The organism is Halobellus marinus (assembly GCF_032113415.1).
Taxonomy (GTDB): domain Archaea; phylum Halobacteriota; class Halobacteria; order Halobacteriales; family Haloferacaceae; genus Haloquadratum; species Haloquadratum marinus.
In genome coordinates, this window is record NZ_CP134947.1 from 84,867 (window position 1) to 109,405 (window position 24,539).

At 60.9% G+C, this 24,539-nt stretch carries 23 protein-coding genes and 1 pseudogene; 11 read left to right on the forward strand and 13 right to left on the reverse strand.

The annotated features are described in order from the left end of the window. Positions 1-317: 317 nt before the first annotated feature. Positions 318-1,814, reverse strand: a complete 1,497-nt coding sequence (locus RJT37_RS18775; protein ID WP_313690325.1) for a lipopolysaccharide biosynthesis protein — start codon at positions 1,812-1,814, stop codon at positions 318-320. Between the two features lie 240 nt (positions 1,815-2,054). Here RJT37_RS18775 and RJT37_RS18780 point away from each other — a divergent pair, with 240 nt between their 5' ends. Beyond that, complete coding sequence (locus tag RJT37_RS18780; RefSeq protein ID WP_313690327.1) at positions 2,055-2,999, forward strand: NAD-dependent epimerase/dehydratase family protein; 945 nt, start codon at positions 2,055-2,057, stop codon at positions 2,997-2,999. A 463-nt stretch (positions 3,000-3,462) separates the two neighbouring features. On the opposite strand, the gene RJT37_RS18790 is transcribed toward RJT37_RS18780, so the two are convergent. Genes RJT37_RS18790 through RJT37_RS18800 form a run of 3 tightly spaced genes read right to left on the reverse strand, consistent with a single transcriptional unit; the run spans position 3,463 to position 4,516 of the window. After that, positions 3,463-3,789, reverse strand: a complete 327-nt coding sequence (locus tag RJT37_RS18790; protein WP_313690328.1) for a DUF7344 domain-containing protein — start codon at positions 3,787-3,789, stop codon at positions 3,463-3,465. Positions 3,790-3,845: 56 nt separating this feature from the next. Beyond that, the gene (locus RJT37_RS18795; protein ID WP_313690331.1) at positions 3,846-4,259 is read right to left on the reverse strand and encodes a helix-turn-helix domain-containing protein; all 414 of its coding nucleotides are present in this window, start codon (positions 4,257-4,259) and stop codon (positions 3,846-3,848) included. A gap of 17 nt (positions 4,260-4,276) precedes the next feature. Continuing rightward, complete coding sequence (locus tag RJT37_RS18800; protein WP_313690333.1) at positions 4,277-4,516, reverse strand: bacterio-opsin activator domain-containing protein; 240 nt, start codon at positions 4,514-4,516, stop codon at positions 4,277-4,279. Between the two features lie 461 nt (positions 4,517-4,977). On the opposite strand from RJT37_RS18800, the gene RJT37_RS18805 reads away from it, so the two are divergent. Continuing rightward, the gene (locus tag RJT37_RS18805; RefSeq protein ID WP_313690335.1) at positions 4,978-5,310 is read left to right on the forward strand and encodes a HalOD1 output domain-containing protein; all 333 of its coding nucleotides are present in this window, start codon (positions 4,978-4,980) and stop codon (positions 5,308-5,310) included. Positions 5,311-5,568: 258 nt separating this feature from the next. On the opposite strand, the gene RJT37_RS18810 is transcribed toward RJT37_RS18805, so the two are convergent. After that, positions 5,569-5,988, reverse strand: a complete 420-nt coding sequence (locus tag RJT37_RS18810; protein ID WP_313690336.1) for a DUF8160 family protein — start codon at positions 5,986-5,988, stop codon at positions 5,569-5,571. Then, positions 5,985-6,803: a ParA family protein gene (locus tag RJT37_RS18815; protein WP_313690338.1), complete on the reverse strand. Its 819-nt coding sequence runs from the start codon at positions 6,801-6,803 to the stop codon at positions 5,985-5,987. The genes RJT37_RS18810 and RJT37_RS18815 overlap by 4 nt, the downstream gene beginning before the upstream one ends. Positions 6,804-7,992: 1,189 nt before the next feature. On the opposite strand from RJT37_RS18815, the gene RJT37_RS18820 reads away from it, so the two are divergent. Together RJT37_RS18820 and RJT37_RS18825 are read left to right on the forward strand one after the other, a co-directional pair. Beyond that, positions 7,993-8,484, forward strand: a complete 492-nt coding sequence (locus tag RJT37_RS18820) for an NUDIX hydrolase (RefSeq protein ID WP_313690340.1) — start codon at positions 7,993-7,995, stop codon at positions 8,482-8,484. Positions 8,485-8,830: 346 nt separating this feature from the next. Further along, the gene (locus tag RJT37_RS18825; RefSeq protein WP_313690342.1) at positions 8,831-9,733 is read left to right on the forward strand and encodes a sugar phosphate isomerase/epimerase family protein; all 903 of its coding nucleotides are present in this window, start codon (positions 8,831-8,833) and stop codon (positions 9,731-9,733) included. A 602-nt stretch (positions 9,734-10,335) separates the two neighbouring features. Here the strand turns inward: RJT37_RS18825 and RJT37_RS18830 are convergent. Together RJT37_RS18830 and RJT37_RS18835 are read right to left on the reverse strand one after the other, a co-directional pair. Further along, positions 10,336-10,779, reverse strand: a complete 444-nt coding sequence (locus RJT37_RS18830) for a hypothetical protein (protein WP_313690344.1) — start codon at positions 10,777-10,779, stop codon at positions 10,336-10,338. A 126-nt stretch (positions 10,780-10,905) separates the two neighbouring features. Further along, positions 10,906-11,169 (reverse strand): hypothetical protein, encoded by a 264-nt coding sequence (locus tag RJT37_RS18835; protein WP_313690346.1) that lies wholly within the window; start codon positions 11,167-11,169, stop codon positions 10,906-10,908. A gap of 126 nt (positions 11,170-11,295) precedes the next feature. On the opposite strand from RJT37_RS18835, the gene RJT37_RS18840 reads away from it, so the two are divergent. From RJT37_RS18840 to RJT37_RS18855, 4 genes are all read left to right on the forward strand, one after another. Further along, a complete protein-coding gene (locus RJT37_RS18840) occupies positions 11,296-11,580 on the forward strand; it encodes a PadR family transcriptional regulator (RefSeq protein WP_313690348.1) in 285 nt (94 codons plus the stop codon). 515 nt (positions 11,581-12,095) lie between these two features. Beyond that, entirely contained in the window at positions 12,096-13,211 is a 1,116-nt protein-coding gene (locus RJT37_RS18845) for a glycosyltransferase family 2 protein (RefSeq protein ID WP_313690351.1), read from the forward strand. Continuing rightward, positions 13,208-14,311: a non-hydrolyzing UDP-N-acetylglucosamine 2-epimerase gene (gene wecB, locus RJT37_RS18850; RefSeq protein ID WP_313690353.1), complete on the forward strand. Its 1,104-nt coding sequence runs from the start codon at positions 13,208-13,210 to the stop codon at positions 14,309-14,311. The genes RJT37_RS18845 and wecB overlap by 4 nt, the downstream gene beginning before the upstream one ends. Next, positions 14,308-15,600, forward strand: coding sequence for a nucleotide sugar dehydrogenase (locus RJT37_RS18855; RefSeq protein WP_313690356.1), 1,293 nt, complete (start codon positions 14,308-14,310; stop codon positions 15,598-15,600). The genes wecB and RJT37_RS18855 overlap by 4 nt, the downstream gene beginning before the upstream one ends. 61 nt (positions 15,601-15,661) lie before the next feature. On the opposite strand, the pseudogene RJT37_RS18860 reads toward RJT37_RS18855, so the two are convergent. From RJT37_RS18860 to RJT37_RS18870, 4 genes and pseudogenes are all read right to left on the reverse strand, one after another. Further along, a pseudogene (locus RJT37_RS18860) lies at positions 15,662-15,841 on the reverse strand (RNA-guided endonuclease InsQ/TnpB family protein); the annotation flags it as partial. 884 nt (positions 15,842-16,725) lie between these two features. Next, the gene (locus tag RJT37_RS18865) at positions 16,726-17,883 is read right to left on the reverse strand and encodes a Gfo/Idh/MocA family protein (RefSeq protein WP_313690358.1); all 1,158 of its coding nucleotides are present in this window, start codon (positions 17,881-17,883) and stop codon (positions 16,726-16,728) included. Positions 17,884-17,986: 103 nt separating this feature from the next. Beyond that, the gene (locus tag RJT37_RS20745) at positions 17,987-18,238 is read right to left on the reverse strand and encodes a DUF7344 domain-containing protein (RefSeq protein WP_425604927.1); all 252 of its coding nucleotides are present in this window, start codon (positions 18,236-18,238) and stop codon (positions 17,987-17,989) included. A gap of 320 nt (positions 18,239-18,558) precedes the next feature. Then, a complete protein-coding gene (locus tag RJT37_RS18870) occupies positions 18,559-19,104 on the reverse strand; it encodes a ParB N-terminal domain-containing protein (protein WP_313690361.1) in 546 nt (181 codons plus the stop codon). Positions 19,105-19,615: 511 nt separating this feature from the next. Between RJT37_RS18870 and RJT37_RS18875 the strand changes: the two genes are divergently transcribed. Further along, positions 19,616-20,602 (forward strand): hypothetical protein, encoded by a 987-nt coding sequence (locus tag RJT37_RS18875; RefSeq protein ID WP_313690364.1) that lies wholly within the window; start codon positions 19,616-19,618, stop codon positions 20,600-20,602. Between the two features lie 33 nt (positions 20,603-20,635). Here the strand turns inward: RJT37_RS18875 and RJT37_RS18880 are convergent, their stop codons facing one another. Then, positions 20,636-21,769, reverse strand: coding sequence for an FG-GAP repeat domain-containing protein (locus tag RJT37_RS18880; RefSeq protein WP_313690366.1), 1,134 nt, complete (start codon positions 21,767-21,769; stop codon positions 20,636-20,638). 219 nt (positions 21,770-21,988) lie between these two features. Here RJT37_RS18880 and RJT37_RS18885 point away from each other — a divergent pair, with 219 nt between their 5' ends. Both RJT37_RS18885 and RJT37_RS18890 read left to right on the forward strand, forming a co-directional pair. After that, positions 21,989-23,104, forward strand: coding sequence for a glycosyltransferase (locus RJT37_RS18885; protein WP_313690369.1), 1,116 nt, complete (start codon positions 21,989-21,991; stop codon positions 23,102-23,104). A 273-nt stretch (positions 23,105-23,377) separates the two neighbouring features. Further along, entirely contained in the window at positions 23,378-24,322 is a 945-nt protein-coding gene (locus tag RJT37_RS18890) for a DUF1616 domain-containing protein (RefSeq protein WP_313690371.1), read from the forward strand. Positions 24,323-24,539: the final 217 nt, after the last annotated feature.

The following is a 24,539-nucleotide window of genomic DNA, read 5'->3' on the forward strand; positions in this document are numbered from 1 at the left end:
TCCGGCATCAATGTACGGAACTCAGCCTCGTACCGGGTGAAGAAGTCATTTCGAAGCGGGGGGATCGTCGTCGATTGTCTCGTGTGTAAAGTCCACGCATACAAGAGGGGAACTTCATTTTGTTATGACCCGTCTATCGTACTACTAGCGCACGGTCGTCCAGCGCTGCGACTCAGTGCTCGCGATATATCCATATAGTAGCGTTTGCAACTGATAGGGATCATCCGATCGCACAACTGCGTGCGATCGGGTTACTCGGTCTCCGGTTACTGGGGATCGAGGCCCGCCTGTGTACTCCAAAGAATCCGCGAGGATCATCAGGATCTCAGCGATGAGAGCATCATCCGGAGGTTCTTCGAGATCCCCCAATTGAACTGCATATCGAGCAGTAGCGAGGCAATCGGATAGACAATCACCCCGACGGAAACGAGGACGAAGAACTCGAGGACCGGCGAGATCTGCGTCACAGTGTAGACGTACCAGACGCCACCGGCCATAACGACGCTGGCCACGAGCGGATAGACCAGTTCGCTGCACAGTTGGGTGATCGACACATCGATAGTGCGAGAGATGATGTAGAGGTCCAGCGGCATCATCGGGAACAGATAGATCCCGGTAACAACGAGCGCGGTCCCTTCGATCCCCCACGCGGCGGTCGCGGGATAAATGAAGATCGCCATCAGAACGACCCGCAACGCGGAGAGTTTGGTGATGATGTCCGGTCGATCGGTAGCTTTCCAGACGGATCCGAACGTCTTGCCGATCGCCCGCAAAAGACCGTATATCGTCAGAATTTGCATTGCGGTGATCATTCCGGTCCACTCGCTCCCGAGGAATGCGCGAACGAACGTCGGCGCCACGGCGAGAATTCCGAACGCCATCGGGAAGGTGATAAACGAGATCAACTGCAGCGTCTTCAGGTAGCTACTCCGGAGCGCATTTGGGTCGTCCTGCATCTTCGAGTAGGCGGGGAACATAACGCTCGTAATGACCGAAGAGATCTCAGTCGCCGGGGCGTTCGAGAACCGGTAGGCGTACTGATAGAGCCCGAGTGCAACAGGTGCAAGAAACCAGCCGACGAACGCGTCGTCGCCCTCACCGTAGATGAAATACAGGATCGACGACCCGGTTATCCACTTCCCGTAGCTGATGAGATCCCGAGCGGCGCTCCGGTCGAACGAGAACTGCGGCCGATAGTCGTGGAGGAGGTACGACATCAGTGTTCGTGCGACGTCGGCAGCGAGAAATCCGACGACATACGCCCACGCAGTCGGCCAGACGAGCGCGTAGCCGACGGCCACGAATACCTCAATGATATTTCCGGTGATCCGGTATATAAACTGCTTGTGGAACGTCAGATTCTTCTGGAAGTAGACGACGCCAGGGTTACGCAATCCGACGATCAGCGGGGAGAAGGCGATCGCTATGACGAGTTGTTCCGCACGGGCCGTATCGAAAATCCACGCGACCAGCGGCGCGCTCGCCACCAGGACGATCAGAATCAACAGGCCGCGTCCGATTTCGAGGAGCCACGTCGTGTTCAGGTAACTGTCGACGTTATCCTCTTTGCGCTGGATCAGGGCAGTGTTGAGCCCGATGTTGGTGAACTTCCGCATCGCGCTGAGCGTCAGTAACGCGATTCCGACGAGCCCGATCTCGCCGGGGCCGATGAGGCGTGCCAGAATGAGTAACATCAGTAGTTGGAGTGCACGACCGACTGCATTCTGACTCAGAACCCACGCACCGCTCTTGACGACGCGTGAGCCCAACCCCCCACTCGGTATAAACCGCGTGAGAATCCCACAGATAATCATCAGAAGCTAGATTGCTCATATGAAAGAAAGTGGGATACTTCGTTATTTAACTCCTACTGCCAGAACGACCTTTTTGGATCATCGACAGCGCCTCAAGGGTCCAAGCGAAGCCTGACACGAAATGTCTGTGTAACAATATGCGTAGTAGCCAATCGGGAGGTGATGTTCAGCACTGACCGGCGTAGAACAGCCGTGCTGGAGTCGAACCGTTCCCAAACAGAGTTCAGTGGGTGATCGGTGATGCAGACAGAGATACCGGCGCCGCTCGACGGCGCGTCCGTCCTCGTGACGGGCGGCGCAGGATTCGTTGGCGGGCACCTCGTACGCGAACTGGACTCGGTATGTGACGTCACGGTCCTCGATGACCTTTCGAGCGGTGACCCCGCTGTCGTTCCTGACGGCGTCGAGTTCATCCACGGTGACGTTCGGGACAGAGAGACCGTCGCGGAAGCAGCAAGCGGAACGGACGTCATCTTCCATCAGGCAGCGCTCGTGGACGTCCCAGAGACGATACGCCGACCGCTCGAGGGACACAGCCGCAACGCGACCGGCACGGTGACCGTCCTCGAGGCTGCACGCCAGCAGGGCACCCGTGTCGTCGTCGCTTCGTCGGCGGCCGTCTACGGGCATCCCGATTCGCTTCCGGTTCACGAGTCGGCTCCGAAGACGCCGATCTCGCCGTACGGGATCGACAAACTCGCATCTGACCAGTACGCGCGTGCGTACGCTGATCTCTACGATCTTCCGACGGTCTCCCTTCGATACTTCAACGTCTACGGCCCGAGCCAGTCGAAGGACGGCGGCAAAGGCGTCGTCGACGTATTTTTCGACCGCGCGTCCCGTGACGAACCAGTTACTATTCACGGTGACGGCACACAGACACGGGATTTCGTCCACATCCGGGACGTCGTGCGGGCGAACCTCCTGGCCGCCTCCACCGAGCAGGTCGGGCGCGTGTACAACATCGGGACGGGGACGGCCGTCTCGATTCGCGAGGTGGCAGATGAAATCATTCGGATCGTCGACTCCGACTCCGAGGTGATCCACGAGGACCCCCGGGACGGCGACATTCAACACAGCCGCGCAGACGTTCAACGAGCGCGTATCGAGTTGAACTTCGAGCCGCGGTACGGCTTCGTCGACGGTCTGGAGACGATGGCCACACACCGAACCGATTCGAACTGACTGGCCGGCGGGCGAGAGACGAATCGCCGACGCCGGAACATTCCTACTCGGTCGACTTCGGGTTCAGTTCACCAGATTCGACCATACTCTCCAGCGGGTTGTCGTCGATTTCGAGTATGAGATCGATCCGGGCGCGGCGGCGGAACGAATCCCAACTCGCGAAGATCAGTTCCGTCGTGCCGAGGGCTGACTGACCGCCGATCTCGCACGGACGACCCAGCGACCGATTTCTCGACGTCGGTCCAGACAACGAGGAAACCTGCGTCTTCGACAACTGAGCCGATGGACGGATGGCCGGGGACGATGACCGCTACGCGCGGGAGGGGAAGCCGGTCCCATCCCAACTTTGGCGCACCCGCCGTGCTCGCGCTACGCGTCAGTGGCCTGTTACTCCACAGGAAGTGAAAATGAGGGCGTCACTCGCAAGGGTCATCGGCAAGGGTACTGCACGCTCGCATATTAACTATCTATCGGGCAGTTCATCCCGATGGTCGTGCATCAACTGGAGAAGCGGGGCGATTTCTTCCCAATTCGGCCCCATCGAGAGAGTGCCCGACTCACGATGCCATTCAATGAAACCCATATCGGCAACCTTCGGTAGGTGGAAGTGTCTCAATTCGAGGCGGATGGCAGCAAGGTCATCGGTCGTTGCTCCGTCCACCAGGAGGTCTAGTGGGTCGAGATGGTCGCCATCCTGCGGCTGTGCATCGAAGAGGGCGAAAAGCAGCTGTCGTCGAGAGGAGTTTGCAAGTGCCTTGAAGACTCTACTTTCGAGAGGGCACCCGGACATACTTTATCGAATCTGTAAACCCAGTTAAATAACATTTGATTGACCAGTCAACTATACTAAAACTGGAGAAGCCAATCGTCTCGCCCACCGGACGGGAGTAACACCTTCCGGAGAATCTTCTCGTTGCCGCGCCGGATCCGGTTCGAGAGCGCCTGCCGGGAGATAGCAAATTCGTCGGCCAGTTCGTCGAGACTCGTCTCGCTTGGCGTCTCGAAATATCCGTCCTGGAATGCGAGAAGGAGAGCTTCGTACTGTTCCTGTGAGAGATCGAAGCGGTGAGCGACACCGTTCGCCTCTGTCAACGGATAGGTCCGGTCGATGTGCAGAGTGATATCGTGCTCAACGGTGTAGCTGTGGAACGTTGAGAGATTGTCGTGATCGGGGAACCGTAAGCGAAACGTCCAGTCTGTGTGACTGCGGGCTTCGAGAACCACTCCGTCAGCTGTGGAAATCCCCTCGATCAGGTCCATCGGGGGTTCTTCCCACTCTATGCGATACAACCGCTTTTGCCGATTCTATCGAGCTCAAGGACTTCCCGGACGTCGGGTTGGGACCGTACCGACTCCGCGAACGCCTCGTGGTCGTCGCCGTCCGCCCACACGAACGGCATAGTCATCTCTCCGGTCGGAACGATCCGTTCGAGTTCGAACTGTAACGATGAACCTGACAGTATCTCGCCGAGCCGGAACTCCGTGGCCGGGATCGTAAACTCCAGGATGACGCTCATACCACACCGCTGAGCGCCAGTTAAGTAGAGCTTACCCCTGTACAGCCCGATGGAGGTCGATCAGACTCGCGGTGACGTGTCAGTCTGCGATAGATGAACTCGCACTCCCGGTCCCGACGCGGAACTGATCGAACCGCGGTGGAACTGGTCAGACACGCCTGTCGGTCGCTCCCGACGGACGACCAGACGAATGACACTGGTGGGTGTGCGCGTCGACGACAATGGTGGATACCCGGCCCGGTCACATCACGAAACCGCAGATGCGCTAATTTGGCGAACAATCTCGTTGTTCTAAGATTATTTTTGAATAATTACACTAATATATTCAGATCTAGATCACATATCGTTCGATTCGGTGCTCGCAACAAACATATACGGCTACGCCGTAAACCTATACAGAAAGAATTCCCGTGGTGGCCCCATCTCCTCTCAGTCCTCCACCGACACAATCAGTAACCATAATGTCAAACAAAAATAATGAATCGGATGATGCAGACATCCTCGATTCAGACGGAGAGACGCACTCGACCACAGTTCGTCACGACTGGGTGAAGCACGACGAGGTCAGTGTGACGATCGTCGAAGCAGTCGCTGACGCCACGGATCGAACGACGACTGCGCTCCCGCAACTCCATCAGACTGTCGACCCTGATGGGCTCGATGCACTGCTTGGCCAGGGACCGTCGTCGTCAGTGACACTCTCGTTTGAGTACGCCGGCACCACTGTCTGGGTAGCCGCGGATGGTACCATCCAGGTTCAGGTCGACAAATCCGCCAGGGACGGAGACGAGTAAAATCCACCGAGCCCGCTGCTGGAGACCAGCCGAAGGCGGACACCAGGGTGGATACAGATGCCGTTTCCGGACCGTATCACGGAGAGCCGATCGTCAGGCGATATTCGTCGCGGTACATCTTCTCGGTAGCTGTCGACCACGCAGAGGGAGAGAGACCAATTCCCGCTGGGATCGTCGGAGCCGTATTCCGCGGATATGTATTGCGCCGGCCGACAGTCGTCCCATCGGCCGATTTAGCCTCCGGGTATGTCCGTCGTTTCACTCGGCGCTCAGATCGGAAAGCCGAGTCCGAATTTCATCAGCATTCGCATCGGAGAGCGCCTCGAGACCGAACTGCACGAGGAGGGGGTAGAAGTGTCGACTCTTCTTGAACTCGTCTTGACCCGCTTTTCGTAGCTTCAGCTGTGACTCCAGGTACGTGTCCTCCATCTCACTGAGGATGTCGTCCGGGATGTAGATTGTCCGCCCGTTCCACTCGTCCTTGATATTAGCATTCGTTTTGCTCGTTTCGTTCGTTTCGCTCGTTTTGTTCGTTTCCCCCGTAGTATCCGCGTCGGGCGTTTCAGTCGAAGAGCGGGGTTCCCCAGCACTGTCTGCCTGACTCACGTCACCCGAATCTCCTCCCTCGTCTTCGTAGTTTCCCTCGATACCGGAGGCATCTCCCCAGCCATCGGTCATACTTTCACCTCCTCAGGAGGGGTCTTCGCAAACGTCTCGTCGAACAGGTCGGCGATATCGTTGAACAGGTCGCGAGCATCCTCGACGCGTTTGTTCTCCTTGCCGAAGCCGAAGATGGACACGCCTTCGCCGATCGACTGGGAGAGATCGGTACGCTTCGGGATCTCGAAGACGGGAAGCGAGTACGCCGACTTGATCTCTTCGATAGTGCCTCGGTGCTCGCTGTTCTGCTCGACACGGTTACACACGATTGCAAGCCGGTTGATGTCGCCGTACGCCGGTTCGAGGGAGCCCAGCTGTTTCGCAAAAATCTGCAGGCTGTTGGCGTTGAGTTTCTCGGGGATCACGGGGATCACGACATTGCCGGTCGCCACAAGGGCGTTATCAGTGAGGACGTTCAGCGACGGTGGCGTGTCGACGATGATATAATCGTACTCCCTGTCGAGTTCGTCGAGTGTCATTCCCAGCCGCTCTCGACTCTTTGGCGCTTCGAGCAGCGTCTGGATGTTCTTGTTGTTCGCGAGCTTCTCGCTCGCGGGGAGGATATCGAATTCCTCGTGTTCGACGATGATGTCGGTCACCGACTCCATCTGATCGAAATCAAGCACGTCGAACAGCGTCGGTCGGTCGGTGTCGTAGTACAGTTCGTCGTAGCCGAGCGAGCAGGTTAGCCCGCCGTGGTAGTCGATATCGACCAAGAGAACGTCGTGTCCCCGGGCAGCGAGTGCGCCGCCGGTATGGATGACGTCGGTTGTCTTTCCTGCGCCCCCTTTCTGATTCGCTACGGTGATTCGTGCGGTGGTTGTGTCGGTCATATCGTCTCCATCCTGCACTGATTCGTTACGTTCGTTTCATTCGTTTTACTCATCTCATTCATTTTGTTCATTGCGATCGTTTGACTCAGTGCGTTCAGTGAGTATGTTTGCTCGATGGAAGGTGCACTACTATCTTAAAACCAGTTGTTCGTTCCGTTCGTTGAAATATATCTGTTCGTTTTCATCATTGCATTCGTTTTTCTCGTCCCGTTCATCTCGCTCATTTTTACAATTCCATTTAACGACCTTGACCCCTGTCTCTTTTCAACTGAATAGTTCGCTTCTATAATTTCGTTCGTTACGATCATTCTATTCGTTCATTTCGTTTTTCTTATTTTGTTCGTTGATGTCGTTTCGTCACCGTAAGTAACAGGGGACAGGACGAAAGTAGCCAGCCACCTCGGCAGTAGAGATCGGAGCAGCCATCGAACTGTCGTCACCAGTACGGGAACAACCGGAGTACCGAACAGACGATCGATATCACCGACGACTCACCTCCTCGGTGTCCCTGGATCCGCAGCGCATCCGCAACCTCAGTCACGGTGGTCGTCACAGCGGCCCGTTTTGCCGGCGCAGTAGCGGAGGAACGGTCTTTCCTCGATGGCAACCCGGCGAGCGAGGGACCGGAGCAGACTGCCGACGAACCGTCGATCGCTTGCTCGGATGAGGTGCTCGATAGATCGTAACTGGATTTATCCTCGGTCCGCGTTTCCAGAACGTTGGCGTTCGAAGACGACCCGGATTTCATCACTCGGATAGGTGATCGAGTTCGCTTTGGACGTCTATGGCCGCGTGTTCCTCTGCTCCGTCGGGCGTCTTCTGAGGATGTCGACGTGGTACAGATACGGGAGGCGGACGAACCACCGGGCGTGGTCGTAGCAGTCCGAGTGTTCGATGTGAACACCACCCGAATTGGTCGGTGAGTGATGCACTCCGGTCTCTCTCGCTTCGACTGGTGTGTCACGAAGCGCACGGAGGTAAGCGATAGCGAGTATTCCCCAAACGTGGATGTGGACGATCTCACGTGGTCCACCGCGTCACTCCTGCCACCGAAGTGTTCCCCGACGAGACGTCGGTGTCGGTACGGACGCGCCGACAGCAGGTTAGCTAGTGTTTAACCGATCCAAACGGCCGTCGAGCGACGGTATGAGCTAAATAATAATAACGGCAGATTCCGTCATCCCCGGCTATGCGGCATCACACTCCTCCACAGCCTTCCGAGAACGCCAGCTCCGGACTCATCCCGACTGCCGCCCGCGTTGCCCTCGAGCAGTCTCCTGTGAACCACGAACTCAGGCGGGGAGCGAAGGCCCTCGTCACGTCGCGTGGGCGCGCGCTGCTCATCAAGGAGCGCCGGAGCGACGGATCATCGTTCTGGAGCCTCCCCGGTGGTGGTGTGGAGTGTGACGAGTCCAGGCAGGAGTGTCTCAGACGGGAGATCGTCGAGGAGATCCGGTGCCGATCGCGTATCGGTTCGTCGGTCGGTTCGTGCATCTACTGTCACATGACTCGCCCCGTCGCAACTGTCTACACCGTGTTCGAGGTGACGCTCGAAACGGAGCCGGAGCCCAATCCTGCCGAGGGGATCGTCGACTACGCCTGGCGGAGGCCGACAGATCTCCCGACGACGACGCTGACGCCCATCGCGAAGGTCGTCTCCGACACGTTACCCCGCGAGTAGGCCGGATGGAGGGTGTCATAGAACGAGTCCCACACCAAATAGCAGGGTGAAACCACCGGAGCTGACGTGTAGTTTCCTCCGCTGCTACTCCCGCGACACCTACGGCATTCGTTCCGTCCAACGATAGCGGCACGTTCCACGTTTGGAATAAGTCAGAAGCCAGTGGGCAGGATCCGCCTGCTGTGGTTCGTCCGTCGGCCGCCTCAGCTCCGGCGAGTGGTTCCTGACCGTTCCGGCTGCCGGTCGGTCCCCCCTGATGAGTACGGCGAGCCGAGCGGGTATAGGTCAGGCTTACCCGCTCGATATGCGGCCCATTACTTCTTTCCCCCTCATCCGATTCCGATCGATGGCTCAAGCTACCGTCGAAAGCTCCGGCTCCGAGCTCCCCCAATCGGCGATCCAACTGCACACGCTCCGTGACGTCGACGCCTCGCTTCCCGAGACGATACGACGCGTCGCAGACGCCGGGTTCGAGGGCGTCGAGTTCGCAGGGGCATTCCTCGAATCGAATCCACACGCCGTCCGGGAAGCGCTCGACGACGCCGGCGTGACGCCCGTGGCCGCCCACGTTGATTTCACCAGAATCGAGGCGAACGTCGAAGCGCTGGCCGACCGGATGCACCACGCCGGCTGTCGGCACGCCATCGTGCCACACCTCAGTGGCGACCACTTCAGGACGAAGGCCGATGTCGACGCGCTCGCACTGCGTCTCGAAGCGCTCGCAGGTCGCCTCGACAACTACGGGATACAGCTTTCGTATCACGTCTCCCGGGAACCGTTCCTTCCACTGCTCGATCGCTTCGGGCTCGCGACGCCGGCGAGATTGCCGTCTCCGGGGATTGTCTGGCGACTCGCCGCGGAAGCGGCCGACCGTACGATCCGCGGGTCGGCTCGCACGCTCGACGTTACGGCGTTCGATCGCCTCGTCACCCGGACGGAGAAGCTGACGTTCGAGGTCGACGTCGGCTGGGTCGCTGCGGCTGGCTACGACCCCGTGACCGTCATCGACCACCTCGGCGATCGGATGCCCCTGATCCACATCGCCGACGTCCGGCAGACGAACCGATTGCCGCCCGTCTACCGGTCTACCCCACCCGGCAACGGAATTCTCGACCTCGACCACGTACTCGAAACCGCCCGACGGAGCGACATCGACTGGCTCGTCTACGAGGACGATGATCCGGAGACCCCCGAAGCGGCGATCGAACACGGCGGCACGCTGTTCGCGCGGGAGCTGGACGGGCGCTAGCGCCACGATCGGCCCTCCTCTCGCTGTGACGACTCCGCAGCCCGCGGGTCAGCCGTTCCCGGACCTTCCTAACCGACGGATCGGCGTGGTGACCACCGCCAGACCGGGACGTCCGTTGAGAAGCCACAGCGCGGCCGTGCTCCCGGCGAGGGACCTCCCGCTTCGATCGGGATGCGTTCCGAGATTGGCCACAGGACCGGCGCGAGATCCAGAGCCCGCTTGGAAACGGAGGCGGGCAGGACATCGCCAACGAGGTGGAGGGAGTGCCCGATGCCGAACGCAGTACCAGGGGTCCCGCCCGTCTCCGCCGCGCGAGGACGTACACGACGAACAGTGCGGGGACGACGACGAACGCTGAGTGTGCGACCGCGTATCCCGTCTCGAACAGGTCGAACTGCCACGCGAGCGGTTTGTCCACGAGGTCCGGAAGCACCGCTCCGAACGCCAGCACGCCACGGCCGCATCCGCCGCTCGCTCGTGGTGTCGGCCGTGCACGTACAGCGAATACCGGCTTTGCGTTCCGCTGACGATTCAGCGAAACCCACGAACCACCGTGGTCCCGTGGCGGTCCGCCGTGAGTGTCGAACCTCCTGAGGAACCGACTACCGGACTTCGACACCGTCTACCGTGACAGTGGCGTCCCCATCGACCTGCAGGTCACGGAGGGCACCGCTGAAACGGTACCGCCTGTCGCCGGTCGTGATTGCTCCTTCGGCGTTACACTCGGAGACGCGGGCCGCCGCGTCGGCGTCCGATCCGGCGCCCGGAACCAACTCCCCGTCGACGGTCAGTTCGTACGTCGACGCGGTCCCCGACCCGCGGATCCGGAGGCAGTGCTCCGCGGCGTCGCCGCCAGCCTCTGCCGCCACGACCGTCGGCACCGATCCGGCGATCGATAGGACTGTTGCGGCCACTGCACCGCCGAGACGAAGGTACTGTCGGCGCCCGATCGTTCTGTTCCCGCTCGATCCCCCATCGGGCGGGTCGTTCCCGCTCGACTCCTCGGTTTCATTCGACTGTCCGCCGTGTGCCAGCTTGCGTGCCATACGGGCATTAATACGAGCTTACCAGCAATAGTTGTTTGGAATGTTATATATACTCTGGACGATGAATGTCCTCGGAGCCGATAGGTTCGTGATTGGTCCGCGCCGGCAGAGCGGTCGGGGGTCCGTTCACTCCGCTAGTCCACCGAGTTGGCCTGCATCGTACATCCCTTCGAGGGGGTTCTTCTCGATCATCCAAATCGTGATTGGGCGCACGCGAGCAACAGGCGATGGATGTGCTTCCACGCCCCGAGTCAATTCCTTCGAGAACGCGGGGACACGCAGAGCTGCCAGACAGCGTCGAACACACCACAGCGTTTGTACGTCATCGTCGACCTGATCGAACATCGACCGGGCGATGTGCAGGCGGAACGCCAGACGTGTCCCAGACATTCTGGCACCGGGACGGTCCACCGGCGTGTGTTTTTCCATCCATCGAACGAGGGATGAAGGGGTCGCTCTTCCGACCCCCCGTTTTAGCTCCTCATAACAAAACATCCGGGGAAGATAACGGGTAATATGTCCAAGCCATTTTTCGGGCTCACCAGCTTCCAGCGGGACCTTCTCTACGTGATCGCAGGGCTCTCCGAGCCGTCGGGCCAGGAAATCAAAGCGGAACTCCGGGAAGTAATCGGGGAGATCACTCACGGGCGCCTCTATCCGAACCTGGATACGCTCGTGAACAAGGGGTACGTGGAGAAGGGCCAGAGCGACCGTCGCACGAACGTATACGAGATCACGGACAAGGGAATCGAGAGCCTCAGGACCCGACGCGTGTGGGAAGATCAGTACGTCGAGCTGTAGTGGCCGGTGGCTGGTACTGATTACTCTCGTCTCTTTCCGCCGAGCGCCGCCAACAGGGGTGGCGCTCGGCGGGCAAAAGTGAGTGTAATCAATATGAGTGATCGCTCCCCGAACACGTCCGGCGTGTATCAGCGTCGATCCGAGCACCGTCGTCGCCCCCGAGTAAACGATTCCTTCCCGCGTCGACCAGCTCAGTAAACATCATCTAACTCGGATAATAACCCGCTATTACCGGCTGACAGCGGCGAATACCGGCTTCCCGATTCTCTCGAATCGACAGGGTCAGCGAACGACTCGGCCGCCGTCTCCGAGAGTACTGAAGCAGTCTATAACAAAACCCACGTAGAGCGCCTATATTGCTGTGATCCGCCGTATCGCTGCGACTGCATCGACCACGCCGGGTGGAAACGAAAGATGAACCTACACAGCACCCAGCTCGACCGCCTGTACCGACACCCTCCGCGACACAACGTGACAGACGTACGTTCGACCCCGCAGGAGGCCGGGTACTGACGATGTACGACGAACAGAAGGTCGGCGTCGTTGTCCCGGCGTACAACGAGGCGGGGTTCGTCGGCGACGTGATAGAGACGATACCCGCCTACGTCGATCGGATCTACGCCGTCGACGATGGCTCTACCGACGGGACCTGGGACGAGATAGTAGAGTCCGCCCGGCGCGTCAACGGCGGAACGTGGGAGGACGAACTCTTCAGCCTGGACAGCGAGCACGAACCGCGCGTCGTCACGATCCGACACGAGCGTAACCGGGGGGCGGGCGCCGCCGTCAAAACCGGGTACGCGTGCGCGCTCAAGGACGGGGTCGACGTAGCAGCCGTGATGGACGGCGACGGACAGATGGATCCGGCGCAGCTCGATCGGATCATCGACCCGGTGGCCAGCGGCGAGGTGACCTACTCCAAGGGGAACCGGCTCACCTCCCGGGAGGATTACGAGTCGATGTCGAACTGGCGCCTGTTCGGAAACTTCTCGCTGACGCTGTTGACCCGGATCGCCAGCGGCTACTGGGGGCTTTCCGACCCACAGAACGGGTTCACAGCGATTTCGAACGAGGGGCTGCGGTCTATCCGGATCGACCGGCTGTACGACGAGTACGGGTTCCTGAACCACCTTCTCCTCGCGCTCAACGTCAACCGGGAGCCTATCGCCGACGTCTCACACCCGGCCGTCTACGCGGACGAGACGAGCGGCATCAACTACTGGAGGTTCATCCCCAGCGTCTCCATGCTGTTGGGCCGGAATTTTCTCGAACGGCTCGTTCGCTCGTACGTCGTCCGCCGGTTTCACCCGCTCGTCGCGTGCTACGTGATCGGACCCCTCGCGACGATCACCGGGGTCGTTGGCGGACTGTACGCGCTCTCCTCGTCGGTCGTGAACACGTTCCTCGGCGGAATGATGTCGGTCGCTGTCGGAACGCTCGGCGTCCTATTGTTCGTGTTGGGAGTGTGGTTCGACGTCTCCGAGAACGAGGGGCTCGTCACGAAGGTCAAATACTCGAAACCGAGGGTGCTGGATGCGGAGGTCGAGGAGGTGCCGAACGTCCAGCCCGGATTGGAGGCGTACCAGAACCGCGGGACTACTGCGACGTCAGCGGAGGGTGAGTCGGAATGACCGACGTCGCGTTCGTTCTGGGAACGAGACCCGAAATCATCAAACTCGCTCCGGTCGTTCAGGCCTGCCAGCGCTCCGGGATCGAGTTTACGATCATCCACACGGGCCAGCACTACTCCGACACCCTCGATTCGGTCTTCTTCGACCAGCTCGAGCTCCCGGCTCCCGACTACAACCTCCGCGTCGGGTCGTCCTCGCACGGCGAACAGACCGGCGAGATGCTGATCGCTATCGAACGCGTCCTCACCGAGATCGACCCGGACGTGGTGTTGGTCCAGGGTGACACAAACAGCGTGCTCGCCGGGGCGATCGTCGCCAGCAAGGCCCGAGCAGAACTGGGTCACGTCGAGGCCGGGCTGAGGAGTTCCGACCGATCGATGCCCGAGGAGATCAACCGGATCGTCGCGGACCACGTATCCGACTACCTCTTTGCCCCGACGGAACAGAGCGAGTCGTACCTGCTCGACGAGGGAATCCCCGCACACCGGATTACTGTCACCGGAAACACCGTCGTCGACGCGTTGGTACGGAACCGGGAGATCGCCCATCGGAAGAGCACTGCTCTCGCGGACCTCGGACTCGTCGACACCGACTTCTTCCTGATGACGGCCCACAGACAGGAGAACGTCGACGACGAAAAGCGGTTCAGGGACATCCTCGCGGGCGTCGAACGGACGGCCAAGACACACGGCGTCGAGGTGATCTATCCGGTCCACCCCCGCGCTCGCGAACGGATCGAGGCCTTCGGTATCGACGTTCCCGACCCGATCCGGACGATCGAACCGCTGGGCTACCTCGACTTCCTGCGGCTCTCGGTGGCGGCAGACCTGATCCTGACCGATTCCGGCGGCGTCCAGGAGGAGGCGTGTATCCTCGGCGTCCCGTGTGTGACGATGCGGGACAACACCGAACGCCCGGAGACCACGGACGTCGGAGCGAACCAGCTCAGTTCGTCCGACCCGAATCGGATCGTGATCACCGCGACGGAAATGCTGCTGCGAGACGGGGAGTGGGAGAACCCGTTCGGGGACGGCGATGCTGCCGAACGGATCCTCCAGGCGCTGCCGCTCGACGCCGAGGTCAGGGAGGTTGCACGATGAGTTCGATCTGTGTGCACGGGCTTGGATACATCGGGCTCCCCACTGCTGCGATGCTGGCCACGCACGGTCACAAAGTGTACGGGTACGATACGGATAGGGCCCACATTGCTGAGCTCCGAGACGGCGAGGTCGGACTCGACGAACCGGGACTGGAAACGCTCGTCGCTCGGGCGGTCGAGTCCGGACGGTTGCGGATCGTCGACGAGGCGCCGGCCGCGGCGTATCATATGATCTGTGTTCCGACGCCGTTCGACGAGGAGCGGCGTGAAGCCAATCTGGATTACGTCGCCGACGCCGCGCGGACAGTCGGAGCAGTACTGAGAGCGGGAGATACGGTCGTCCTGGAATCGACCGTGCCTCCGGGAACGACAGAGGGACGCGTCCGTCGGATCGTGGAGGACGAGTCGGGACTGACCGCCGGTCGTGACTTCGGACTGGCCCACTGTCCGGAGACGGTCCTCCCGGGGAACGTCGTCGCCGAACTCCGGGAGAACGACCGGATCGTCGGCGGTATCGACGACCGGTCCGCGACGGCGGCGGCAGAGCTCTACGAGTCGTTCGTCGACGGCGAGATTCGCACGGCGGCGGATCCGACGACCGCGGAGTTCGTGAAACTGATCCAGAACACCGCCCGCGACGTCGAGATCGCCCTCGCGAACGAGGTTGCCCGTATCGCACACGACTATGGTATCGACTCGCGGGAGGCGATCTCGATGGCCAACGCGCATCCGCGAGTCGAGATCCTCGATCCGGGCCCAGGCGTGGGCGGCCACTGCCTCCCGATCGACCCGTGGTTCCTGGGCGTCGGCTCCGACTCGCTCGACCTCGTCCCGACCGCGCGGGCGGTGAACGACGGGATGACCGGGTTCGTCGTCGAACTCCTCGAGGAGTTGCTCTCCGGCCTCGACGGGAAGCGAGTTGCCGTGTTCGGCGTCGCCTACAAGGGGAACGTCGGCGACACCAGAATGAGCCCCGGCCTCAGGCTGGCCCAGGAGTTACAACACGGGCAGAAGCCGGCGACGCCAGCGACGGACGGCGGAACGCCCGACACGCCCGGCGTCGCGATTCACGACCCACACGTCGTGGATCCGACGTTACAACTCCTGGACGCCGAGGAGGCAGTGAAAGACGCCCACGGGATCGTGATCACCGCCGATCACGACGAGTTCGGCGCACTCAACCCCGTCCGACTGCGGGAGTTGATGGCGGAACCGAATGTCATCGATACGAAGGGCGTAGTCGATCCCGACCAGTGGCGAGACGCCGGATTCGAACTCCGGCGGGTGTGATTCCTGCTCCTTCCCCGGTGATGGCTTGGGCGGCTTGGTGAGTGGCGAGGATCACGTGTTAGCTTCCGAGGTCGGTTTGCTCGCGCACGTCGTCGTAGGCGAAGGGTTGTACGTCGCTTTTGGTGTTGCAGACGTTCCACGCCATATTCGTGGCGGTTTGGCAACCACGCATCCACTCAGAGATGGTTTCTTCAAGCAACTCGCGTTGCTCGTCACCTACCGAGAGGCGAGTGATTGCCATCCGACGCACTTAGTCGTCGGAGACGGTGGAGTTGTGGGCCGTGCCAGTGCGGCCCCGGACCGAGATAGCGGGCTTCATCTACCCTCGCGGTGGGTGCGTATCCTTACCTCGGACTCGGTACCACAGCCGACGGGACGCACCGCGGTAGGTGTTTCGGCTCGGAATATCTCTCAGTAGCCACTGCCTTCGTGAAAGACGGAGTAGTACACGACTGCCCGTGCCCTCACATCGCCGATCGGTCGGTCGCGTCGCGGTCGACGGGAGTTTCAGAGAGTCATCGATGCGCCGTCTTCGAGGGCGTTCGGCCAGTAAGGTTTCGTTACTAGCCCGGTAGGAAGATCCAATTAGATACTCTGAGCGGCGAATGGCGACGAACTCGCCGCCGTCGTTCACACCTGATCTGATAATCGAACCGGAAAGTCACGAGTTCGTGAATATATCATAAAAGAAATACTTATGTGGTGTAGGGTTACACTACTAATTGCGGTGGCACACAGGCTGGCACGCAGCGACGGACCCGGGAGTGGTAGTCACTTGACCGACAACCGGGGATAGCCGGGGCAAGTGGACGGTTCACGGGCGGGGCTGGCTCAAGTTCTCAGGGGCCGCTCTTGCGTCACTACTTCTCGGCGGCGCCGCGAGCAGCGCCGCAGTCGGGGGCGACGAGACGACCGTCCACTGGACGAACTTCAGCGAGGCACAGCGCCGACTGTCTTGAACCCCCAAGACTCCGGCGCGAAGGAGGACGGCTCCACGGACGAACGGGATGCGATCCAGTCAGCGATAGACGCGGCAGGAGCCGGTGACGAGGTGTACTTCCGCGACGAGCGAGGCGTACGCCGTCGTGCGATCGGATGCGTATATCAGTTGCCAACACCACGATATCACGTAGCGGGAGGAGTTTCTTCGGATACCGCCATTCCGGCGAGTTGCCCAGCCTCGAGCATCTCTTCGAGTGGATTTCCCTCGATGTCGAGTGGCAGGTGAACCCGTCCTCGCTGTCGGGCGGACTCCCAACTGGCGAAGATCAGCTCTGTTCCGCGGAGGACACGCCGACCGGAGAAGAGAGGCTCCGTTCCGTTCTGCAACGACGAAACGAGGTGTTCGATGGCCTGTTCGTAGTGATTCGGGGGCAGTGAGGGAGAAGGGACGAACGGAAGCCGACTCGTGACCTTCTCAAGCCCGAGAAGAATCAGGCCGGGCGTCGGGCTGTAGACGCTCTCGCCGGTGTCGATTGCGTCCCACCCACCGTCCGTGCGGATTCGCAGCGCTGGACCGTCTTCGGGTTGGATCTCGATCACGCCCTCGTCGCCGACGATTCGGAGGTACGCGTCGACGACGGTGTCACCGTCCTCGGCCGTCGAGGCGAACCCGATCGTGCCGTCGGCGTACCGCCATCGAGCGATGGCCCGCGTCTCGTTGAGCGCCCCGAACCAGCGGTTCTCGTAGGCGCAGTCGATCCCAGCAAGAACCCACTCCGCGCGCGCGCCGTCGACGAAGTGATCACAGAGGTCGAAGAGGTGCGAGCCGGCGTCGAAGAGGTTCACCTCCGACCACTCCAGCCGTCTGAGTTCCCCGATCTCGCCGTCGTCAAGCAGCTGCTTCGCACGCTGAACCGGCTCCGACAGCCGTCGCTGGTGATCGATCGTTAACTGGACGTCCTCCGCTTCGCACGTTTCGACCATCCGCTTGCAGTCGCCCCACGTGGTTGCCATCGGCTTCTCGCAGTGGACGGCGTCGACGGAGGGCGTCGTGGCGCTGTCAACGACGAGGTCCGCGTGAGCTGCCGGCGGAACACAGACGCTCACGACGTCCGGCTCGACCTCTTCGAGCATCGATTCGTGGTCCTCGTAGACCGCTGTGAGGTCGTGGTGGTCGGCGAAGGCTCGGGCGTTCTCGGGGACGATGTCCGCGCAGGCGACGAGCGAACACGAGTCGAGTCGCTGATAGCCGGCGGCGTGTCGGTACGCCATCGCATATCCATCGCGGTCCTTCGTCTCGGGATCGGCTCCCGTCCCGATTATCGCGACACGGTATGTCATAGTCGGCCGATCACCGGGCTGAAAGAATAGTATGCGTCTACTAATCTCCATTCCAGCGCGTTTATCCCGACACGACAGACTCCAAACAGCGCGAGCCCCCGTACTACGACGCCCACTGCCGCTCCAGGACGATATCGTGGTTCAGAACGCGAACGATGTTCTCGACCTGCTCCGTCAACGAGACCGTCTTTTCCTCGCTGTCGGACCGGACGATTCCGACTCCTTCCAGTTTCGGAACGTGTGTCTGGTACAGCGAGACATAGAACCCGTTTCGCCACGTCGTCCTCGACCGATTCTCCCGTCTCGTCGGCAGCAGTATCTCAGGCCATAGTTCGGAAATCAGCAGTGCCGCCACGCTGATAGAGCTGAGAGAGGACCCGATCGGAGCCCTTCACCGCTCGCGGCCACAGCCTCCGCGTTCAGCGAGCAGACCGTCTTCGCGAATCGATCCGACCCCGACTCCGCGCAGGAGGCGGTCCGCTCCCGTTCCGGCGGGTGCCGGGGCTCCCGGAGGGAAGAGGTCGTGCAGTTTGTGACCGATTACGCAGCCGATCGCACGTTCGAGAGTGCGTGATTGTGAGTTCGTCGATCAGACTGCCGCGGTATCGCGCGTTTCACCAAGATACCCTCTGACGTCCCGGAATCGATCCCAGCCAGTCGGACGCATTCGAGCCCTCACGACGGCCCCTCGTGACCCGAAGTCGACTCGCTCGCTTCGAGGTCGCGCAGGTCCGGGTGATCCTCGATCGGGAGATCGGGGTCCTCACCGTGTGCGATCGCACGGCGGGTCTCCATCCACTGCGCGTGCCGTACCAGGAACGTCACGGGGATCTCGTCGAGACCGAGCGTACGCGCGAGATAGTACCGGTGCTTCCCGCTCACGAGAAGCAGTTCGCCGTCCCGCCCGATGTCAACGACGATCTCGTGTTCCATATGCCGAAGAAATCGCATCTCACGCTGGGCCGGTGGCAGCAGTTCCCGGTAACTGAGACAGCCGTGGCGACGCATACTTCGATAGATCTCTTCGAGGCGGCGGCACCGCGCGAAGACGTCCTCCCGCGAAGAGCAGTCGCGCCAGACGGAGTCACGCCCGTCATCGAGGTACTCGAGAACCCGTTGGATAAACCTCGTTTCCGCCCAGGGACGGCCGTCGACGAAGTGGGACTCGATCGCCCGATACAACAGTCCCTCCTCGATCGGGTTCGCGTAGAATAGGTCCATCGGCGGGCCGCCGTGTGACGGAGTTTCGTCGTACGGCTGGCGATCCCACTCGCCGCTTTCGACCCGTCCGAACGACTCGTGCCGATCGTACCAAGGCGGGTACACTCGGGGAGTGAACCGGCGGATCCGTCGCGGGTCGACGCACTCGATTTTGAATTGATCGGGAGCGGCCACAGGATCGGCGAAATCCGTCGGTGACAAGCGTCGAAAGACGGTCGGTGCAGTGGCCCAGTAGAGTGATCTGGTGAGCCGTCCGCTGGTCGGCGGGTCGAACACGAGCCTCTCGAGAACAGCTTCCGCACAGCGACGGAGGGTATCCGATGGCTCATCAGGAGAGACGATCGCCAACAGCACTAAGTCCGCTGTCGTTCCCACCCGGTTTAATTATAGAGAGTCAAACTCCACGTGAATAACGGTTCAACATCGTAAGGATGATACTATCCGTCCATCCGGTCTCGGGAACTGGTTAAGATGTGTTTACTGAAGTACGCGAGGGCGTTGTCGGCCAACTATGCCGCTGGTCCCCCGAGCACTGACTATCGCACGGGAAGACGGCGTGAGGACACTGTTCCGGAAGGGACGCGCCCACGGTCTGTCGGTGATTGGAGCGACGCTTGCTGACGGGGTCCAACGATTGAACCGAATCAGGTACCGGGCGACGGGCGGTGAAACCCGGATCACGGACGCGGACTGGGACGACCTGATCCTCCTTGACGGGTGTCGATACGACCAGTTCGAACGACTCCACACGCTCGGCGGCGACGTGGAGTCACGGGTCTCGGTTGGGTCGGCGACGCCTGAGTTCCTCGAGCGGACGTTCGCAAACGAGACCTGTTTCGACACCGTGTACGTCACGGCCAACCCGATGTATCGACACGTCGGTCTCGATGATGTCTTCCACGCGGTGATCGACGTTTGGCGGTCAGACTGGGACGAAGAGCGAAAGACTGTCTGGCCCGAGGCGATGGTCGAGGCAACGCACGAAGCCCACCAGACGTATCCGAACAAGCGCGTCCTCACCCACTTTATGCAGCCACACTACCCGTTCCTCGGGGAGACGGGGCGAGAAATCGCTCACTCCGGGTTCGAGTGGTCGAAGCGTCTGGTAGGGGACGGCGAATCCTCCCGGGACGACCCGACCGTCTGGACCCTCGCGTCCGCCGGCCGGATCGACGAAGACACCGTCCGGGTCGCCTACGACGAGAACCTGCAATTAGTGATGCCACACGTCGCAGAGCTCGTCGACTCGACCGACGGCCGGACCATCGTCACCGCAGACCACGGGAATCTGATCGGCGAGCGGATCGCCCCCCTCGACGGGAGGCGGTACGGCCACCCGCGGGAAACGTACATCGACGGCCTCCGGAAGGTACCGAGGCTCGTTATCGAAGGAACGCGCCGTCGCCAGATCGAAGCGGAGCCGCCCGGGGAGGAAGCCGAGATCGACCGGTCTACGGTGCGAGACCGGTTCGCCGACTTCGGGTATCTGGATCCGTGACGACGGTAGCCCGTTCGAGTGGCTCCCGGCCGGTCAGTCCTGCCGATACCAGACATCGACGTGGCAGTCAGGACCGTACGATTTTCCGACGATATCGAGCGAACCGTCGCCGGTGACGTCGACCGCCTTCGCTTCGTGAGTCGCGACACCGCGATCGATCTCAACGCGCTCGAATCCCACATCGGTATTCCGGTAGATGAACATCCGTGGGGTCTCCTTGCCGTCCAGGCCCATCTCGGCGACGAGCAGGTCGGGTCGGCCGTCGCCGTCGAAGTCCTCGATCTGGATCGTGTGTGGATTATACAGGTCGTCATCGAGTGTCGTCACGGACCAATCCGGCGGATCGAACACCCCGACACGACCCCGTCGATCGCCTTGGAACGGGAGGTCACCCTCGGTTAAGACGATCTCTATATCGTCGTCATCGTCGAGATCTGCGACGCCGACCCGCGTCCACTCCCAGTCGTCGCCAATGCGTTCGCGGTCCCAGTCGTCCACGGATCCGTTCCGCCGAAACACGTTCGGTCCAGCGACGAGTTCGGTGGTCCCGTCGTGGTCGAGATCGATCGCGGCGACACCCTCGACGTTCAGGCCCTCGGCGATCACGTGTCGGTGATCGTCGGGCCAGGGGGAGACAGAGGGGTCCTCGGGAACGTCGTAGTAGCAGACCGTCTCGCTCTGCTGCGAGAGGACGACGACTTCCGGGTCGCCATCGTCGTCGATATCGACGATTGCCGTGTCGTGGTACTTCCGGAAATCGTCGGTGATCAACCGACGGGTCCAAGTCTGTCGCGGATTAGACGGGATCTCGAACCAGTAGAGGTCGGTCCCCGCGTTCTGGCCAGCGACGAGTTCGAGGTTCCCATCGCCGTCGAGATCACCGACCGATCCACCGACCGAGAGGTCGGGGATCTGGGCGACGTCGTGGCGCTCCCAGCCAGGATTCTCGTACCAGAACACGTTGGATTCGAGACGTTTGATCGCCGTCCCGACGATCGGCAGGTATCGGAGTATGATCTGTTTGCCGAACACGTTCACCGGCTTCTTCGCGCCCATCCCGCCGACGAGTACGTCAGGCCGTCCGTTACCGGTGAGGTCGGGTGTAAGACAGAATCCGAGTCGACCGCAGGGAGGATCATCGTCGATGCATTCGTGTTGGAATTCCATACAGGAATTTCGAATCGTCCGGTCAAGAGTAAACGTACCTTAAACGAGATCCGGATCACTCGATCCGTTCCATCCATCTCCCAGCTTGCCGTCGAGTTCGGGATCATCCCCCGGTACCAGAGCGAAACGGCGGCGTCTGAGCGTTCAAAAGTCCATAACAATGCCCCTAGTCTGTCTCACCGCTTGTATGGCAGCCGAAAACACGACCGGACGGTGGCGATGACCGATCCCGACGACGACCGGATCTCAGTGCTAATGTGCCCGGATTACCGGGACTCGAACCCGTATCAGTCCGAACTGATCGAGGCGTTAGCGACCCACGGCGTCGACGTCACGGCAACGAAGGGGGGGTGGGCGTTTCCGCTCCTCGCGGGCGTCCGTCGTCACGGGGTGCCAGATGTTCTCCATCTCCACTGGCTCCACCGCTTCGTCATCACCGAACGCCGGTTTTCTGCCGTATTCACCGTGCTGCTCGGCGTGAGGCTGTGTTTCGAGCTTGTCCTGTTGCGGGCCCTCGGGGTCCGGATCGTCTGGACCGTCCACAACCTCCTGGATCACGAACGGACAACCCCGCACAGCGAACTCGTGATCAGACACGCAGTCGCGCGGCTCGTCGACAGACTCGTCGTCCACTGCGAAGCGGCGGCCACGTTGGTTGGGAGGACGTATCGACTTCCCGAACGAGTCTCCGAACGCATCCGCGTCGTCGCCCACGGTAACTTCGAGGACGTCTACGAGAACGACGTGTCGCGGTCGACGGCCCGCGAGCGACTCGACCTCTCGTCCGACATCCCGGTCGTTGCCTTCTTCGGGCTGATACGGCCCTACAAGAACGTCCCGGCGCTGATCGAGACGTTCAAACGCGTTCCCGGTGATGCGAGGCTCCTCGTCGTCGGCAACCCCTGGAACGAAGACGTGGCGAACCGCGTACGCGCGGCCAGCGCCGACGACGATCGGGTACGCACAGTTCTCGAATACGTTCCCGAAGACGAGATCCAGGTGTATATGCGCGCTACGGACGCGGTGGTACTCCCTTTCGAGTCGGTGCTCACCTCCGGCAGCGCGGTCCTCGCGATGACTTTCGGCCGCGCCGTCGTGGCGCCGATGATGGGGTGCCTTCCCGGACTGGTCGGATCCGAAGGCGGATATCTGTATGATCCCGAAGACCCCGACGGGCTCCGTGTCGCGCTTCGGAAAGCGATCGACGACCGCGAGCAGCTACGAGAGATGGGACGACGGAACCGGAAGGAAGCGCAGGAGTTCGACTGGGACCGAATCGCCGAACGGACGCGGGACGTGTACACGCTCGAAGCGGGGCGAGAGTGTCGTTGTTGATACTGGGGGCTGTCAGTCTATGAATGACGGATATCACGCGTCGGATCTACGTCCGACCAAAGGGAGTCAGTGTCTACACGAAGAACACCGAGAAGGAACAGCCTAACGAAGTTCATACCCGTCTAAGCGACGGTCACAGGGAACGCTGCACGTCGACCTCACGTCTCGCACTGAAGTCGAATCCGGCGTCGACGCCGATTCGTCAAGCAGTCTGTCCGACGAGGGATCGTCGAGGCGAGCGGTCGAGCAAGACGACAGCAACTGAGATCACAGATGATTGAGAACTCATCCAATCGAATACTCTCGCGGGATGTTGTCGCGGTGCTCGTCTACACCGCAGCAGTCGTATGGCTCCATTGGATCGGACTCCCGTCGCCGATCCGGCTCGTTCTTCTCGCCCCGGTATTGCTGTTCCTGCCCGGGTTTACCCTCAGTACGGTGCTTTTCCCGGGACAACCGACCGAAGACGGGGCGACAACGGACGACGAAATTTCGCGGCTCGGTCTCGTCGAGCGTGCCGCAATCTCCGTGGGAATAAGTGTGGGGCTGCTTCCGCTGTTCGCGTTCGGTTTCGACGTTGTTCTCGGACGGGTAGTCGGCCCAATAATCGTCGTCACGGGCGTCTTTTCAGCGGTAATGGCCCTGATCGGAGGGTATCGACGGTCGCAGTTATCCGAGCGTGACCGCTTCGAGATTCCGATCGAGACGTGGTTCGGGGAGATCAGTACGGCGGGCGATTCGACGGAGACTGCTGTGGTCAACATCGTACTCGCGGTCAGCGTGCTGCTGGCCATCGGAGCGGTCGGGGTAGCCTTTGCCGTCCCCCAGGATGGTGCGACGTTCACCGACTTCGCCGTCGGAAGCGATCAAAACGGCGAGTTCGTCACCGACAACTACCCGGACGACCTCGCAGTCGGCGAGACCGCCGATATGGCTGTTCTCATCGAGAACAACGAGGGTGAACCGACTGAGTACTCCGTCGTGGCGCGCTTCGAGCGAGTTCAAAACGGCTCGGTAACGGCCGTCGAGGATGCCGGTGAGTTCACGGTGACCGTCGAGTCGGGCGAGACTGTTATCCAGAGTCACAGCGTGACCCGATCGATGACGGGTGAGGACGTTCGACTCCGGTTTTTCCTTTACCGTGGTGAACCCCCGACCGATCTGGGAGGTGCTGACACCGCGTACCGATCGGTTCACGTCTGGGTAGATGTCGAATGAGCGGACGACACTGGACCGGATTTCTGGCCACCTCAGACATCCATCGTGGAGTGCAGTAGAGCTACCGACGGACGTCCACCGGACGCCGAGTCCTGACCAGCCGACGCCTTATACGGTTGTACATACCTGTGAGTAGATAGTCGACACTCGCTATGCCGAAATCAGCCACAAACGCACGTCCGACCGTCTCTGACGTTGTTGGTCGCGATCGTGAGGT

Bases quoted from the DNA above. Each gene is read 5' to 3' on its own strand.
- RJT37_RS18775 (WP_313690325.1), bottom strand. From the start codon at position 1,814: ATGATTATCTGTGGGATTCTCACGCGGTTTATACCGAGTGGGGGGTTG.
- RJT37_RS18780 (WP_313690327.1), top strand. From the start codon at position 2,055: ATGCAGACAGAGATACCGGCGCCGCTCGACGGCGCGTCCGTCCTCGTG.
- RJT37_RS18790 (WP_313690328.1), bottom strand. From the start codon at position 3,789: ATGTCCGGGTGCCCTCTCGAAAGTAGAGTCTTCAAGGCACTTGCAAAC.
- RJT37_RS18795 (WP_313690331.1), bottom strand. From the start codon at position 4,259: ATGGACCTGATCGAGGGGATTTCCACAGCTGACGGAGTGGTTCTCGAA.
- RJT37_RS18800 (WP_313690333.1), bottom strand. From the start codon at position 4,516: ATGAGCGTCATCCTGGAGTTTACGATCCCGGCCACGGAGTTCCGGCTC.
- RJT37_RS18805 (WP_313690335.1), top strand. From the start codon at position 4,978: ATGTCAAACAAAAATAATGAATCGGATGATGCAGACATCCTCGATTCA.
- RJT37_RS18810 (WP_313690336.1), bottom strand. From the start codon at position 5,988: ATGACCGATGGCTGGGGAGATGCCTCCGGTATCGAGGGAAACTACGAA.
- RJT37_RS18815 (WP_313690338.1), bottom strand. From the start codon at position 6,803: ATGACCGACACAACCACCGCACGAATCACCGTAGCGAATCAGAAAGGG.
- RJT37_RS18820 (WP_313690340.1), top strand. From the start codon at position 7,993: ATGCGGCATCACACTCCTCCACAGCCTTCCGAGAACGCCAGCTCCGGA.
- RJT37_RS18825 (WP_313690342.1), top strand. From the start codon at position 8,831: ATGGCTCAAGCTACCGTCGAAAGCTCCGGCTCCGAGCTCCCCCAATCG.
- RJT37_RS18830 (WP_313690344.1), bottom strand. From the start codon at position 10,779: ATGGCACGCAAGCTGGCACACGGCGGACAGTCGAATGAAACCGAGGAG.
- RJT37_RS18835 (WP_313690346.1), bottom strand. From the start codon at position 11,169: ATGTCTGGGACACGTCTGGCGTTCCGCCTGCACATCGCCCGGTCGATG.
- RJT37_RS18840 (WP_313690348.1), top strand. From the start codon at position 11,296: ATGTCCAAGCCATTTTTCGGGCTCACCAGCTTCCAGCGGGACCTTCTC.
- RJT37_RS18845 (WP_313690351.1), top strand. From the start codon at position 12,096: ATGTACGACGAACAGAAGGTCGGCGTCGTTGTCCCGGCGTACAACGAG.
- wecB (WP_313690353.1), top strand. From the start codon at position 13,208: ATGACCGACGTCGCGTTCGTTCTGGGAACGAGACCCGAAATCATCAAA.
- RJT37_RS18855 (WP_313690356.1), top strand. From the start codon at position 14,308: ATGAGTTCGATCTGTGTGCACGGGCTTGGATACATCGGGCTCCCCACT.
- RJT37_RS18865 (WP_313690358.1), bottom strand. From the start codon at position 17,883: ATGACATACCGTGTCGCGATAATCGGGACGGGAGCCGATCCCGAGACG.
- RJT37_RS18870 (WP_313690361.1), bottom strand. From the start codon at position 19,104: ATGGACCTATTCTACGCGAACCCGATCGAGGAGGGACTGTTGTATCGG.
- RJT37_RS18875 (WP_313690364.1), top strand. From the start codon at position 19,616: ATGCCGCTGGTCCCCCGAGCACTGACTATCGCACGGGAAGACGGCGTG.
- RJT37_RS18880 (WP_313690366.1), bottom strand. From the start codon at position 21,769: ATGGAATTCCAACACGAATGCATCGACGATGATCCTCCCTGCGGTCGA.
- RJT37_RS18885 (WP_313690369.1), top strand. From the start codon at position 21,989: ATGACCGATCCCGACGACGACCGGATCTCAGTGCTAATGTGCCCGGAT.
- RJT37_RS18890 (WP_313690371.1), top strand. From the start codon at position 23,378: ATGATTGAGAACTCATCCAATCGAATACTCTCGCGGGATGTTGTCGCG.